The following is a 13,801-nucleotide window of genomic DNA, read 5'->3' as shown; positions in this document are numbered from 1 at the left end:
TCAGGACTCCTGGGTGAGGGAGACGAGCACGTCGTCCCCATCGATCTTTACGGGGTATACGGGGACGGGGCGCGTCGCCGGAAGGGCGTCGGGCTTGCCGGAACGGAGGTCGAAGCGCGAGCCGTGCAGCCAGCACTCGATGTGGCAGTCGTCGACCTCGCCCTCCGCCAGGGAGACGTTCGCGTGCGAGCAGATGTCGTGGATCGCGAACACCTCCCCCTCGGTCTGCACGATGGACACGGGCGTGCCGTCGAGTTCCACCCGCTTGGGGGTGTCCTCCTCCAGCTCGCCCAGTCCGCAGGCGCGTACGAAGGTCATGCGACCGCCGCCTCCAGCTCCTCCTCGATCTTGGCGATCAGGCGCTCCTCGATGTCGGGGACGCCGATCTGCTGGACCAGTTCGGCGAAGAAGCCGCGGACCACCAGACGGCGGGCGTCGATCTCGGGGATGCCGCGCGCCATGAGGTAGAAGAGCTGCTCGTCGTCGAAGCGGCCGGTCGCCGAGGCGTGGCCGGCGCCGACGATCTCGCCGGTCTCGATCTCCAGGTTCGGTACGGAGTCCACGCGCGCCCCGTCCGTGAGGACCAGGTTGCGGTTCATCTCGTACGTGTCGGTGCCCTCGGCCTTGGCCTCGATGAGCACGTCGCCGATCCACACCGCGTGGGCGTCGTCGCCCTGGAGCGCGCCCTTGTAGACGACGTTGGACTTGCAGTGCGGGACGTTGTGGTCGACCAGGAGGCGGTGCTCCTGGTGCTGGCCCCGGTCGGTGAAGTACAGGCCGAACAGCTCGGCCTCGCCGCCGGGCCCGGCGTACTGCACGCGCGGGTGGAGCCGGACGACGTCGCCGCCGAAGGTGACGACGACCGACTTGAAGGAGGCGTCGCGGCCGACGAGCGCGTTGTGCTGCGCGACGTGCACGGCCTTGTCGTCCCAGTCCTGCACGGAGACGACGGTGAGCTTGGCGCCGTCGCCCAGCAGGTAGTCGACGTTGGCGGCGAGCACCGCGTCACCGGTGTGGTCGATGACCACGACGGCCTCGGCGAAGGCGCCCAGCTCGATCACCTGGTGGCCGAAGGCGGTGCCGCCCTCGCCGTGCACGGCGATGCGGATGGGCTCGGTGAGGACGGTCTCCTTGGGGACGGTCACGACCGAGGCCTTCTCGAACGCCGAGTAGGCCTGGGCGGCGACACGGTCCGCCGGGACGCCGGCCCTGCCGAGCCGCGCGTCGTCGCGGCCGACGGCCTCGACGGTGACGCCTTCGGGGGCCTGGACCTCGACCTTCACGCCGTTGCCGGTGGCGACGGCGGTGCCGTCGTGCAGGCCGCGCAGGCGCTCCAGCGGGGTGAACCGCCACTCTTCCTCTCGGCCGTGCGGGACCGGGAAGTCCGCGACGTCGAAGGACGGCGGCGCGCTCATGCGCGTGGCGACGGTCGACTCCGCGGCGACCGCGATCGAACCCGCGGTCGTCGACCCCACGGGGGTGTTCTGGGCCTCAGCCATGGCTGTCGTAGTGCTCTCTTTCCTGAGTGGGAGGTCTTGCCGTCGAGGGGGCGGGTCAGCCGACCGCGCCCTCCATCTGCAGCTCGATCAGCCGGTTGAGCTCCAGCGCGTACTCCATGGGGAGCTCCTTGGCGATGGGCTCGACGAAGCCGCGCACGATCATCGCCATCGCCTCGAACTCGCTGAGACCACGGCTCATCAGGTAGAAGAGCTGGTCCTCGGAGACCTTGGAGACGGTCGCCTCGTGGCCCATGGACACGTCGTCCTCGCGGACATCCACGTAGGGGTAGGTGTCCGAGCGGGAGATGGTGTCCACCAGCAGCGCGTCGCACAGCACGTTGGACTTCGAGCCGTGGGCACCCTCGCCGATCTCGACGAGACCGCGGTAGGAGGTGCGGCCGCCGCCACGCGCCACGGACTTCGACACGATGTTCGACGACGTGTTCGGCGCCATGTGGACCATCTTGGAGCCCGCGTCCTGGTGCTGGCCCTCGCCCGCGAAGGCGATCGACAGCGTCTCGCCCTTGGCGTGCTCGCCCATCAGGTAGACGGCCGGGTACTTCATCGTCACCTTGGAGCCGATGTTGCCGTCGATCCACTCCATGGTCGCGCCCTCGTAGGCGACGGCGCGCTTGGTGACCAGGTTGTAGACGTTGTTCGACCAGTTCTGGATGGTCGTGTAACGGCAGCGGGCGTTCTTCTTGACGATGATCTCGACGACCGCGGAGTGCAGCGAGTCCGACTTGTAGATCGGGGCGGTGCAGCCCTCGACGTAGTGCACGTAGGCGCCTTCGTCGACGATGATCAGGGTCCGCTCGAACTGGCCCATGTTCTCCGTGTTGATGCGGAAGTAGGCCTGGAGCGGGATCTCGACGTGCACGCCCTTCGGCACGTAGATGAAGGAGCCGCCCGACCACACGGCGGTGTTCAGGGCCGCGAACTTGTTGTCACCGGCGGGGATGACGGTCCCGAAGTACTCCTTGAAGAGCTCCGGGTGCTCCTTCAGCGCGGTGTCGGTGTCGAGGAAGATGACGCCCTGCTCCTCCAGGTCCTCGCGGATCTGGTGGTAGACGACCTCCGACTCGTACTGCGCGGCGACACCGGCGACGAGGCGCTGCTTCTCCGCCTCGGGGATGCCGAGCTTGTCGTAGGTGTTCTTGATGTCCTCGGGCAGGTCCTCCCAGGACTCCGCCTGCTTCTCCGTGGAACGCACGAAGTACTTGATGTTGTCGAAGTCGATGCCCGACAGGTCCGAGCCCCAGTTCGGCATGGGCTTCTTCTCGAACAGGCGCAGGCCCTTGAGACGGAGCTTGGTCATCCACTCCGGCTCGCTCTTCTTGGCGGAGATGTCCCGGACGACGTCCTCGTTGATGCCGCGCTTGGCGGAGGCGCCGGCCGTGTCGGAGTCGGCCCAGCCGTACTCGTACTTGCCCAGGCCCTCCAGCTCAGGGTGGGCAGTCTCCGTGGGGAGAGTCATGCGGGGTTCCTCCCGGCCGTGCTTGCAGATGCGTTGTGGGAAATCTTGGGGATGAACGTCGTGCAGACGCCGTCGCCGTGCGCGATGGTGGCGAGCCGCTGGACGTGCGTACCGAGCAGCTCCGCGAAAAATTCCGTCTCCGCCTCGCACAGCTGCGGGAACTGCTCGGCGACGTGGGCGACCGGGCAGTGGTGCTGGCAGAGCTGTTCACCCTGTTGCGGGTGGGGCGCGCTGCGCGCCGTAGCAGCGTACCCGTCGGCGCTCAGCGCCTTGGCCAGGGCTTCCGTGCGCTCCTCGGGGGAGGCGGACTCGACCGCGGCGCGGTAGGCACCGGCCTGCGCGGCGATCCTGGCGCGGGCGAAGGCGGCGATCGCCTCGCTGCCGCCCTCGCGGTCGGCGATCCAGCGCAGGGCGTCGGTGGCGAGCTTGTCGTAGGACTGGTCGAAGGCGTCCCGGCCGCAGTCGGTCAGCGCGAACACCTTGGCCGGGCGGCCACGGGTGCGTGCGCCGTAGACCCGCCGCTCACGCGCCTCGACGACACCGTCGCCCGCGAGGGCGTCGAGGTGGCGGCGCACGGCCGCCTGGGTCAGGCCCAGGCGCTCGGCCAGCTCCGCGACGGTCGAGGGGCCGTGGTCCAGGACGGACCGCGCGACCCGGTTGCGGGTGGACCGCTCCCCGGTCGCGAGCTCCTCCTGCGGGGCCCCCGTGGGGGTCTCCCGAGCCTCGCCGACGTTTTTCACAACGCCATTGTTGCGTAATTCTCCGGGAGCGGGCAAGCCGCCCGCCGAACGGCCCACGGTGCCCTGCGTCACTTAGGCAAACCTAAGCCGACCTGCGGAAACGATCTCTGATCGATCAAAACGGTGGCATGGCCGGGCCGCTTCGGGGACACTCCACAACCATGCCGACACCCCCTGCGACCGGCCCTCTTGTCACCCGCGAGACACTCCGCACGGAGCTGCACGAACTGGGCGTGCGCCCCGGCGAGACCCTCCTGGTGCACTCCTCGCTCCGGGCGCTCGGCTGGGTCAACGGCGGCCCCGTCGCGGTGGTCCAGGCACTGCTCGGCGCGCTCGGCCCCGAGGGCACGCTCGTCGTCCCCACCCAGACCGGCGATCTGTCCGACCCGGCGCTGTGGAGCAACCCGCCCGTCCCCCCGCAGTGGTGGCCGGCCATCCGCGCCACGATGCCCGCCTACGACCCGGCGACCACGCCCTCACGCGGGGTCGGCATCGTCCCGGAGACCGTGCGCACCTGGCCGGGGGCGCTGCGCAGCGCCCATCCGCAGACCTCGTTCGCCGCCCTCGGGGCGCGCGCGGCGGAGGTGGTCGAGGGGCACGCCACGGACTGCCGGCTGGGCGAGCGCAGCCCGCTGGCGACGCTGGAGGCGATGGGCGCCCGGGTGCTGCTGCTCGGGGCGGGCTACGCCTCCTGCACGAGCTTCCACCTCGCCGAGTACCGCATCCCGTCCCCGCGCGTGGAGGTGGGCAGGCCCGGTCCGGACGGCTGGGAGACCGTGACCGAGGTGTCCATCAGCTCCGACCGGTTCGACGAGCTGGGCTACGACTTCGAGCGGGACCGGCCCGTCGTGCGCGGGAAGGCCGGGGCGGCCGAGGTGCGGCTGTTCCCGGTGGCGGATGCGGTGGCCTACGCCGAGCGGTGGCTGGCCGTGCACCGGCCGCGCGAGGAGGAGATCCCGCCCGCCGCGCCGCTGCCGGGCCCGCCCGCGCCGGGGGACCCCCGGTTCTGAGCCCCCGCGCGCCTCCCTAGACTCAGGACCCATGCGAAGTGAGCCCGTGGTCCAGGTCCAGGCCCTGGTGAAGCGGTACGGCACGAAGACCGCGGTGGACGGGCTCGACCTGGAGGCCCGCGCGGGCGTGACCGCCGTGCTCGGTCCCAACGGGGCGGGCAAGACCACCACGGTCGAGACCTGCGAGGGGTACCGCAGGCCGGACTCCGGCACCGTGCGCGTGCTGGGCCTCGACCCGGTGCGGCAGTCCGCGGACCTGCGGCCCCGCATCGGCGTGATGCTCCAGTCCGGCGGCGTCTACTCGGGCTCGCGCGCCGAGGAGATGCTCCGCCACGTGGCGAGGCTGCACGCCCACCCCCTCGACGTGGACGCCCTCATCGAGCGCCTGGGCCTCGGCTCCTGCGGGCGTACGTCCTACCGGCGACTGTCGGGGGGCCAGCAGCAGCGGCTCGCCCTGGCGATGGCCGTGGTCGGCCGCCCGGAGCTGGTGTTCCTGGACGAGCCGACCGCCGGACTCGACCCGCAGGCCCGCCGCGCCACCTGGGACCTGGTCCGGGACCTGCGCGCCGACGGCGTGTCGGTCATCCTCACCACGCACTACATGGACGAGGCCGAGCAGCTCGCCGACGACGTGGCGATCATCGACGCCGGCCGGGTCATCGCCCAGGGCTCCCCCGAGCAGCTGTGCCGCGGGGGTGCCGAGAACACCCTGCGCTTCACCGGCCGGCCCGGCCTGGACGTGGGCTCCCTGCTCAAGGCCCTGCCCGCCGACTGCTCCGCCGCCGAGCTGACGCCGGGCTCGTACCGGGTGGTCGGCAAGGTCGACCCCCAGCTGCTCGCGACGGTCACCTCCTGGTGCGCCCAGCACGGGGTGATGCCGGAGAGGATCTCGGTGGAGCGGCACACCCTGGAGGACGTCTTCCTCGAGCTGACCGGCAAGGAGCTGCGCTCATGACCGCGACGGGCACCTACTCCCCCAGGCCCGGCGCGGCGCCCCTGCCGCGCATGATCGCCGCCCAGGCCGCGCTGGAGACGAAGATGCTCCTGCGCAACGGCGAGCAGCTGCTGCTCACCGTCGTCATCCCGACGCTGCTGCTGGTCCTGTTCAGCACCGTGGACATCGTCGACACGGGCTCCGGCGAGGCGGTCGACTTCCTCGCCCCCGGCGTCCTCGCGCTGGCGGTGATGTCGACCGCGTTCACCGGCCAGGCCATCGCGACCGGCTTCGAGCGGCGCTACGGGGTGCTGAAGCGGCTGGCCTCCTCGCCTCTGCCGCGCTGGGGCCTGATGACGGCCAAGACGCTGTCGGTGCTGGTCACCGAGGTGTTGCAGGTGCTGCTGCTCACGGTGATCGCGCTCGCGCTCGGCTGGTCCCCGCACGGCAACCCGTTCGCCGTGCTGCTGCTCCTCGTCCTCGGCACGGCGGCCTTCTCCGGCCTCGGACTGCTGATGGCCGGCACGCTGAAGGCCGAGGCGACGCTCGCCGCGGCCAACCTGGTGTTCCTGCTGCTGCTCGTCGGCGGCGGGGTCGTCGTCCCGCTCGACAAGTTCCCCTCCGGCGTCCAGGACGTCCTCGGTCTGCTGCCCATCGCCGCCCTGTCCGACGGGCTGCGGGACGTGCTGCAGCACGGGGCTTCGATGCCCTGGGGCGACCTGGGGATCCTCGCGGTCTGGGCGGTGGCCGGGCTCGCCGCCGCCGGGCGCTTCTTCCGCTGGGAGTGACCGGGAGTGACACTCGCCACCGGTGGCGGCACCCGCCCTTGGCGGGACAAGGGCCGTGGCGGACCCTCGTGAAAGCGTGCACAAGCGGCGCCCTACGATGGGACGCGTGCCAAACGTGACCCGTGCCGACGCCCAGGCGGCCCTGCGCAACCCGCTCGCCTTCATCGCCGCACGCTGGACCCCGGACCCCCGGACCGTCCGGCGCGCCGCCCTGTCCGCGCTCGTGATGTCGGTGCTCATCGTGGTCACCGGCGGTGCCGTGCGGCTGACCGGCTCGGGCCTGGGGTGCCCGACCTGGCCCAAGTGCACCGACGACTCGCTCACCTCGACCGCCGAGATGGGCTTCCACGGCGCCATCGAATTCGGCAACCGCATGCTCACCTACGTGCTGTGCGCCGCCGTCGGGTGGGCGATCATCGCCGCACGCTCGCAGAAGCCGTACCGGCGCGGGCTGACCCGGCTGGGCTGGGCCCAGTTCTGGATCGTGATGAGCAACGCGGTCCTCGGCGGCATCGTGGTCCTGGTCGGCCTGAACCCCTACACGGTCGCGGCGCACTTCGTGGCGACGTCCGCGCTCATCGCGGTGGCGACGGTGATGTGGCACCGCACTCGGGAGGGCGACGGCGAGCCGCGCCCGCTGGTCGGCAGCGCCGTCCGGCAGCTGCTGTGGTTCCTGGTCGCGGCGGCGGTGCTGCTCATCCTGGTCGGCACGGTGGTCACCGGCGCCGGACCGCACGCGGGCGACTCCAGCGAGGTGGAGCGGATGCCGGTCGACTGGGAGACGGTGAGCAAGCTGCACGCCGTGCTCGCGTGGATCGTGGTGACGCTGACCTTCGCCCTGTGGTTCGTCCTCAAGGCGGTCGACGCGCCCTCCGGCCCGCTGCACCGCACCCGCGAGCTGTTCCTGATCCTGCTCGCGCAGGGCGCCATCGGTTACGTGCAGTACTTCACCGACCTGCCGGAGATCCTGGTCGGCCTGCACATGCTCGGCTCCGCGGTGATGTGGATCTGGGTGCTGCGGGTCGTGCTGTCGCTGCGGGAGCGGCCGCAGCCGCTGTCCGGTGTGCCCGGGCCCGCCGCCGAGCCGAACCTGACGAAGGCCTAGCGAAGGGCCCGTTACCGCCCCTGGCCGGGCAAGGGACCCGGCGCGTGGGAGTCCTCGGCGAGTCCGTACACCCTGCGCGCGTTCGCCGAGGCCAGCATGCCCGCGACCCGCTGGGCGTCCCCCAGGGACCAGGCGCCCTCGGCGACCCAGGTGCCCAGCACCCGGCCGAGGGCCTCGCGGAACAGGCGGGCGCCCACCACGTGCAGTTCGGGCAGCCCCTGCGCGCCGGTGGAGAACAGGATCTTGCCGAACGGCGCCAGCTCCAGGATCTCGGCGAGCACGGTGGCGGCCCGGGCGCCGGTGCGCACCAGGGCGGCACCGCAGTCGACGTGGACGTGCGGGAAGACGCCGGCCAGATGAGCGGCGTGCCGGTGGTACGGGTAGCCGTGCAGCAGGACCAGGTCCGTGCCCAGCCCGGCGGTGGCGCGGACGAAGTCGGTCAGCAGGACCGGGTCCGTCCGGTCGATGCGCAGCCCCGGGGCGCCGAGTCCGGCGTGCAGTTGCAGCGGCAGGCCCGAGGCGACGGCGCTCCACAGCAGGTGCCGCAGCAGCACCGGATCGCTCAGCTCCCCGCCGACCCCGCGCCCCGCGAGCCAGCGGCCGGCCGCCCCGCGCACCTCCCCCGGCCCGGGCGGCTCCGGCGCGAGCGCGAGGCCGTGGCGCACGCCCGCCACGGAGGTGAAGGCGACGGCGTGCGCGGCGGCGGCGTGCACGGACTCCGCGAGGTTCGCGAGGAACGACTCGACCGTTCCGGAGGTGTCGGCGACCTGCTCCGCGAGCAGTTCCAGCCGCACGATCTCGTGGGCCCCGGCGGACCCGGCGGAGGCCAGTTCCGCCGGGCCGGTCAGATCGCCGGGCAGCCCCGTGTCGACCAGGTAGGTCGTGATGCCGCTGCCGCGCAGGAGTCTTCGGCCGGCCTCCAGGACGCCCAGTTCGCGGCGCCGCGCGAGGTACCGGGCGGGCGGGCAGTGCGGTTCCAGGCCGAGCAGGGGCGGGCACCAGCGCCGTACGGCGAACCCGGTCTGGGTGTCGAAGAGGGTGGTGCCGGGGGCGGGCGGGCCCTCGGTGCGCGCGAGGTGGGCCTCGAAGGTGCCGAGGCCCAGCTCCGTGCGCAGCACACCGTGGCAGTACTGGTCCACCAGTGACGGCGTCTCGATCATCCGGGCCTCCCGGGGTGGACCCTGTTGCTCTCAAGGGTCCTAACGGGTGAACCGGGGGGAAGGTCGCGGTCCCGGCAGGGGTGGCGCGGGTCAGCGGGCGGCTGCGGACCGGATGTGGTCGCTCGCGCAGCTCCCCGCGCCCCTGGGCCGGCTGCTCAACCGTTCTTCGGGCCGCCGACCTGGATGCCCGCCATCCGCGACCACTCGTAGCGGCCCGTCTTCACCTTCGCGGCGAGATCGCCGTCGAAGGACTCGTGGCGGGTGATGCCCGCCTTCTCGACGGCCTTCTCGGCGATCTCGTAGGTCGGGGCCACCAGGTCCCCCCAGTTGCCGTCCTCGCCGACCAGGACGATGCGGGCGCCGCGCTCGCCGAGGTAGGCGACCTGGCCCTCGGCGCCGCCGTGGGCCTTGGAGAAGGAGGTGATCTGCTGGGCCAGCCGGGCCACCTTGCGCTCGGCCTTCGGGTCTGCCTGCTGCGTCTCTGCCATGACCAGGATGCTACTCACGGGTAGATCGACTCGCGAGGGCAGGGCGGTGTGACGTACGTCAGCGCAGGAACGGGTCCACGGCGACGGCCACGAACAGCAGCGAGACGTAGGTGATCGACCAGTGGAACAGGCGCATCTCCTTGAGCTTGGCGCCCGTCACCTCCGCCTTCGCGCGGTTCTGCAGACCGTGGGCCTCCCAGAGCCAGAAGCCGCCGGCCAGCAGGGCCACCGCCGTGTAGAACCAGCCGGTGTAGCCGAGCGGGGTGAGCAGCAGGGAGACGCCGACCATGACCCAGCTGTAGATCACGATCTGCTTGGCGACGACCTTGTTGGAGGCCACCACCGGCAGCATCGGCACGCCCACGCGCGCGTAGTCCTCCTTGACCTTCATGGACAGCGGCCAGTAGTGCGGCGGCGTCCAGAAGAACATGACGAGGAACAGGATGACCGGGGCCCAGGACATCGAGTTGGTGACCGAGGACCAGCCGATCAGCACCGGCAGACAGCCGGCGATGCCGCCCCAGACGATGTTCTGCGAGGTGCGGCGCTTGAGGATCATCGTGTAGACGACCACGTAGAACAGCAGGGCGCCCAGGGAGAGCCAGGCGCTCAGCCAGTTCACGGTGAGACCGAACAGCAGCGTCGAGACGATCGCCAGCGTGATGCCGAACGCGAGGCACTCGCGCGGGCTGACCATGCCGGTGACCAGCGGGCGCTGCGAGGTGCGGTCCATCAGCGCGTCGATGTCGCGGTCGATGTACATGTTGAGCGCGTTGGCGCCGCCCGCGGACAGGTAGCCGCCGACGCAGGTGAGCAGCACCAGCGTCAGGTCGGGCACGCCCTGCTCCGCCAGGAACATCACCGGCACCGTGGTGATCAGCAGCAGCTCGATGATCCGCGGCTTGGTGAGAGCCACGAAGCCCTTGACACGGGCCCCGAACGGCCGGTGGGCCGGGCTCTGGTCCGTCCCCAGCATCCCCGCTGGACGGGATTCAACGGCCGTCACGCACACCCCTACAGAGACAGTCCAGCGAGCCCCACCGTGTGAAGTGACGGTAAAGGCTCGCGCGTACCACGCCACTTTAGACGTTGCCCAGAGTCGGACATTCGCGGGGGTCGCCTCGTGTTGGCGGGGGTCTTCGGACGGGCGGTTCGAAGCTCGATTGAGCACCCGGATGAGCGGCTCCGTATTCACCTGTCGAATGCGGTACGGCCCAGTCAGGAGGCGGATCGGGATGACGCCCGGCACTCTGGAGTGACTCGGAAAATCGCACGTCCCACGGGGGTAGGCTCGACTGCGGCCGGTGGGCGCCCCGATACACCGGCATCCGAACATGTGGAGAGGAGCCCTGACCCAGGGTGAGCATCAAGCCGACCACCACAGACCTCGAGTGGACCGAGTTGGACCAGCGGGCCGTGGACACCGCGCGTGTCCTGGCCGCCGACGCCGTACAGAAGGTCGGCAACGGCCATCCGGGTACGGCGATGAGCCTCGCGCCCGCCGCCTACACCCTCTTCCAGAAGGTGATGCGGCACGACCCGGCGGACGCCGACTGGGTCGGGCGTGACCGCTTCGTGCTGTCCGCCGGCCACTCGTCCCTGACCCTCTACACCCAGCTGTACCTGGCCGGCTTCGGCCTGGAGCTGGACGACCTGAAGTCGTTCCGCACCTGGGGTTCGAAGACCCCCGGCCACCCCGAGTACGGGCACACCACCGGTGTGGAGACGACGACCGGCCCGCTGGGGCAGGGTGTCGCCAACGCGGTGGGCATGGCGATGGCCGCCCGCTACGAGCGCGGCCTGTTCGACCCGGAGGCCCCGGAGGGCGAGTCGCCCTTCGACCACTTCGTCTACTGCATCGCCGGTGACGGCTGCCTCCAGGAGGGCATCTCCTCCGAGGCGTCCTCCCTCGCGGGCCACCAGAAGCTCGGCAACCTGATCCTGCTGTGGGACGACAACCACATCTCGATCGAGGGCGACACCGAGACGGCCGTCTCCGAGGACACCGTCAAGCGGTACGAGGCCTACGGCTGGCACGTGCAGCGGGTGCAGCCGCAGGAGAACGGCGACCTGGACCCGGTCGCGATCCACGAGGCGATCCAGCAGGCCCAGGCCGTCACGGACCGGCCGTCCTTCATCGCGATGCGTTCGATCATCGCCTGGCCGGCGCCGAACGCGCAGAACACCGAGGCCGCGCACGGCTCGGCGCTCGGCGACGACGAGGTCGCGGCCACCAAGCGCGTCCTCGGCTTCGACCCGGAGCAGTCCTTCGAGGTCTCCGACGAGGTCATCGAGCACACCCGCAAGGCGCTGGAGCGGGGCAGGGCGGCCCGCGCGGTGTGGGACAAGGCGTACCAGCAGTGGCGGGACAACAACCCCGAGCGCGCCGCCGAGTACGACCGCATCGCCCAGGGCGAGCTGCCCAAGGGCTGGGAGGAGAAGATCCCGGTCTTCGAGGTCGGCAAGGGCGTCGCGACGCGTGCCGCGTCCGGCAAGGTGCTGCAGGCGCTCGGCGCGGTCATCCCCGAGCTGTGGGGCGGCTCGGCCGACCTGGCCGGCTCCAACAACACCACCATCGACAAGACCAGCTCCTTCCTCCCTGCGGACAACCCGCTGCCGGAGGCGGACCCGTACGGCCGCACGATCCACTTCGGCATCCGCGAGCACGCGATGGCCGCCGAGATGAACGGCATCGCGCTGCACGGCAACACCCGCATCTACGGCGGCACCTTCCTGGTGTTCTCCGACTACATGCGCAACGCCGTGCGGCTGTCGGCGCTGATGCACCTGCCCGTGACGTACGTGTGGACGCACGACTCCATCGGCCTGGGCGAGGACGGCCCGACGCACCAGCCGGTCGAGCACCTCGCCTCGCTGCGCGCGATCCCCGGCCTGAACCTCGTGCGTCCGGCGGACGCCAACGAGACCGCCATCGCCTGGCGCGAGATCCTCAAGCGCTGGACGAAGGAGTTCGGCAAGGGCCAGCCGCACGGTCTGGCGCTCACCCGTCAGGGCGTGCCGACCTACGAGCCCAACGACGACGCGGCCAAGGGCGGTTACGTCCTGTTCGAGGCCGAGGGCGGCGACGCCGAGGTGATCCTGATCGCCACCGGCTCGGAGGTGCACGTCGCCGTCGAGGCGCGCGAGCAGCTCCAGGGCGCCGGCGTGCCCACGCGCGTGGTGTCGATGCCGTCGGTGGAGTGGTTCGAGCAGCAGGACCAGGGGTACCGGGACAGCGTCCTGCCGCCGTCCGTCCGGGCCCGTGTCGCGGTGGAGGCCGGAATCGGCCTCACCTGGCACAAGTACGTGGGGGACGCCGGCCGCATCGTTTCCCTGGAGCACTTCGGTGCTTCGGCCGACGGCAAGGTCCTCTTCCGCGAGTTCGGCTTCACGCCCGAGAACGTGGCCGCCGCCGCGCGGGAATCGATCGCCGCAGCTCAGCGCTGACGCTTATACACGACACGTAGGAGATGGAATTTCCATGACAGACGCACTCAAGCGCCTCTCCGAGGAAGGCGTGGCGATCTGGCTGGACGACCTGTCGCGCAAGCGCATCACGTCCGGCAACCTCGCCGAGCTGATCGACCAGCAGCACGTCGTGGGCGTCACCACCAACCCGTCGATCTTCCAGAAGGCGATCTCTCAGGGCGACGGCTACGACACGCAGCTGACCGACCTGGCCGCCCGTGAGGTCACCGTCGAAGAGGCCATCCGCATGATCACCACGGCGGACGTCCGCGACGCCGCCGACGTGCTGCGCCCCGTCTTCGACGCCACCGGCGGCAAGGACGGCCGCGTGTCGATCGAGGTCGACCCGCGCCTGGCGCACAACACCCGGGCCACGGTCGCCGAGGCCAAGCAGCTCGCGTGGCTGGTGGACCGGCCCAACACCCTCATCAAGATCCCGGCGACCGAGGCCGGCATCCCGGCGATCGCCGAGACCATCGGCCTGGGCATCAGCGTCAACGTCACGCTGATCTTCTCCCTGGAGCGCTACCGCAAGGTAATGGACGCGTTCCTGACCGGCCTGGAGAAGGCCAAGGAGCGCGGCCTGGACCTGTCGCAGATCCACTCCGTGGCGTCCTTCTTCGTCTCCCGCGTGGACACGGAGATCGACAAGCGGATCGACGCGCTGGGCACCGACGAGGCCAAGGCGCTGCGCGGCAAGGCCGCCGTGGCCAACGCCCGCCTCGCCTACCAGGCCTACGAGGAGATCTTCTCCTCGGACCGCTGGAACGCCCTGGAGAAGGCCGGCGCCAACAAGCAGCGTCCGCTGTGGGCCTCGACCGGCGTCAAGGACAAGGCGTACAGCGACACCATGTACGTCACCGACCTGGTCGCGCCGAACACGGTGAACACCATGCCGGAGGCGACCTTGTTCGCCACCGAGGACCACGGCCAGATCACGGGCGACACCGTCACCGGCACGTACGAGCAGGCCCGTGCCGACCTCGACGCCGTCGAGCGGCTGGGGATCAAGTACGACGAGGTCGTGCAGCTGCTGGAGAAGGAGGGGGTCGAGAAGTTCGAGGACTCCTGGAACGACCTGCTGAAGTCGACCGAGGCCGAGCTGAAGCGCCTCGCCCCCTCGGAGGGCTGA

General features: G+C 70.9%; 13 protein-coding genes. 6 read left to right on the top strand and 7 right to left on the bottom strand.

Going from position 1 to position 13,801, the window contains the following annotated elements:
• Genes ACZ4M5_RS25250 through ACZ4M5_RS25235 form a run of 4 tightly spaced genes read right to left on the bottom strand, consistent with a single transcriptional unit; the run spans position 1 to position 3,716 of the window.
• On the bottom strand, positions 1–318 hold the full coding sequence (locus ACZ4M5_RS25250) for a non-heme iron oxygenase ferredoxin subunit (RefSeq protein ID WP_142164656.1): 318 nt from the start codon (positions 316–318) through the stop codon (positions 1–3).
• Positions 315–1,499, bottom strand: a complete 1,185-nt coding sequence (gene sufD / locus ACZ4M5_RS25245; protein WP_467740100.1) for a Fe-S cluster assembly protein SufD — start codon at positions 1,497–1,499, stop codon at positions 315–317. The genes ACZ4M5_RS25250 and sufD overlap by 4 nt, the downstream gene beginning before the upstream one ends.
• Positions 1,500–1,554: 55 nt before the next feature.
• A complete protein-coding gene (gene sufB, locus ACZ4M5_RS25240; protein WP_467740099.1) occupies positions 1,555–2,976 on the bottom strand; it encodes a Fe-S cluster assembly protein SufB in 1,422 nt (473 codons plus the stop codon).
• The gene (locus tag ACZ4M5_RS25235; protein ID WP_467740098.1) at positions 2,973–3,716 is read right to left on the bottom strand and encodes a helix-turn-helix transcriptional regulator; all 744 of its coding nucleotides are present in this window, start codon (positions 3,714–3,716) and stop codon (positions 2,973–2,975) included. Before ACZ4M5_RS25235 ends, sufB begins: the two co-directional genes overlap by 4 nt.
• Before the next feature lie 161 nt (positions 3,717–3,877).
• On the opposite strand from ACZ4M5_RS25235, the gene ACZ4M5_RS25230 reads away from it, so the two are divergent.
• The 4 genes from ACZ4M5_RS25230 to ACZ4M5_RS25215 all read left to right on the top strand — a co-directional run bounded on the left by ACZ4M5_RS25230 (position 3,878) and on the right by ACZ4M5_RS25215 (position 7,553).
• Positions 3,878–4,726: an AAC(3) family N-acetyltransferase gene (locus ACZ4M5_RS25230; RefSeq protein ID WP_467740097.1), complete on the top strand. Its 849-nt coding sequence runs from the start codon at positions 3,878–3,880 to the stop codon at positions 4,724–4,726.
• Positions 4,727–4,757: 31 nt separating this feature from the next.
• On the top strand, positions 4,758–5,681 hold the full coding sequence (locus ACZ4M5_RS25225; protein WP_467740096.1) for an ABC transporter ATP-binding protein: 924 nt from the start codon (positions 4,758–4,760) through the stop codon (positions 5,679–5,681).
• Complete coding sequence (locus ACZ4M5_RS25220) at positions 5,678–6,448, top strand: ABC transporter permease (protein WP_467740095.1); 771 nt, start codon at positions 5,678–5,680, stop codon at positions 6,446–6,448. The genes ACZ4M5_RS25225 and ACZ4M5_RS25220 overlap by 4 nt, the downstream gene beginning before the upstream one ends.
• Positions 6,449–6,545: 97 nt before the next feature.
• Positions 6,546–7,553 (top strand): COX15/CtaA family protein, encoded by a 1,008-nt coding sequence (locus tag ACZ4M5_RS25215; protein WP_467740094.1) that lies wholly within the window; start codon positions 6,546–6,548, stop codon positions 7,551–7,553.
• 11 nt (positions 7,554–7,564) lie between these two features.
• On the opposite strand, the gene ACZ4M5_RS25210 is transcribed toward ACZ4M5_RS25215, so the two are convergent.
• From ACZ4M5_RS25210 to ACZ4M5_RS25200, 3 genes are all read right to left on the bottom strand, one after another.
• Positions 7,565–8,713: an amidohydrolase family protein gene (locus ACZ4M5_RS25210; protein WP_467740093.1), complete on the bottom strand. Its 1,149-nt coding sequence runs from the start codon at positions 8,711–8,713 to the stop codon at positions 7,565–7,567.
• A 155-nt stretch (positions 8,714–8,868) separates the two neighbouring features.
• A complete protein-coding gene (locus tag ACZ4M5_RS25205) occupies positions 8,869–9,201 on the bottom strand; it encodes a hypothetical protein (RefSeq protein WP_467740092.1) in 333 nt (110 codons plus the stop codon).
• Between the two features lie 58 nt (positions 9,202–9,259).
• A complete protein-coding gene (locus ACZ4M5_RS25200; protein WP_467740091.1) occupies positions 9,260–10,177 on the bottom strand; it encodes a heme o synthase in 918 nt (305 codons plus the stop codon).
• A 383-nt stretch (positions 10,178–10,560) separates the two neighbouring features.
• On the opposite strand from ACZ4M5_RS25200, the gene tkt reads away from it, so the two are divergent.
• Positions 10,561–12,648, top strand: a complete 2,088-nt coding sequence (gene tkt, locus ACZ4M5_RS25195) for a transketolase (protein WP_467740090.1) — start codon at positions 10,561–10,563, stop codon at positions 12,646–12,648.
• 34 nt (positions 12,649–12,682) lie between these two features.
• Positions 12,683–13,801, top strand: coding sequence for a transaldolase (gene tal, locus ACZ4M5_RS25190; protein WP_467740089.1), 1,119 nt, complete (start codon positions 12,683–12,685; stop codon positions 13,799–13,801).

The sequence above is a fragment of the Streptomyces sp. NPDC026246 genome, assembly GCF_055567995.1.
This window is presented reverse-complemented; position numbering and strand designations above follow the sequence as displayed.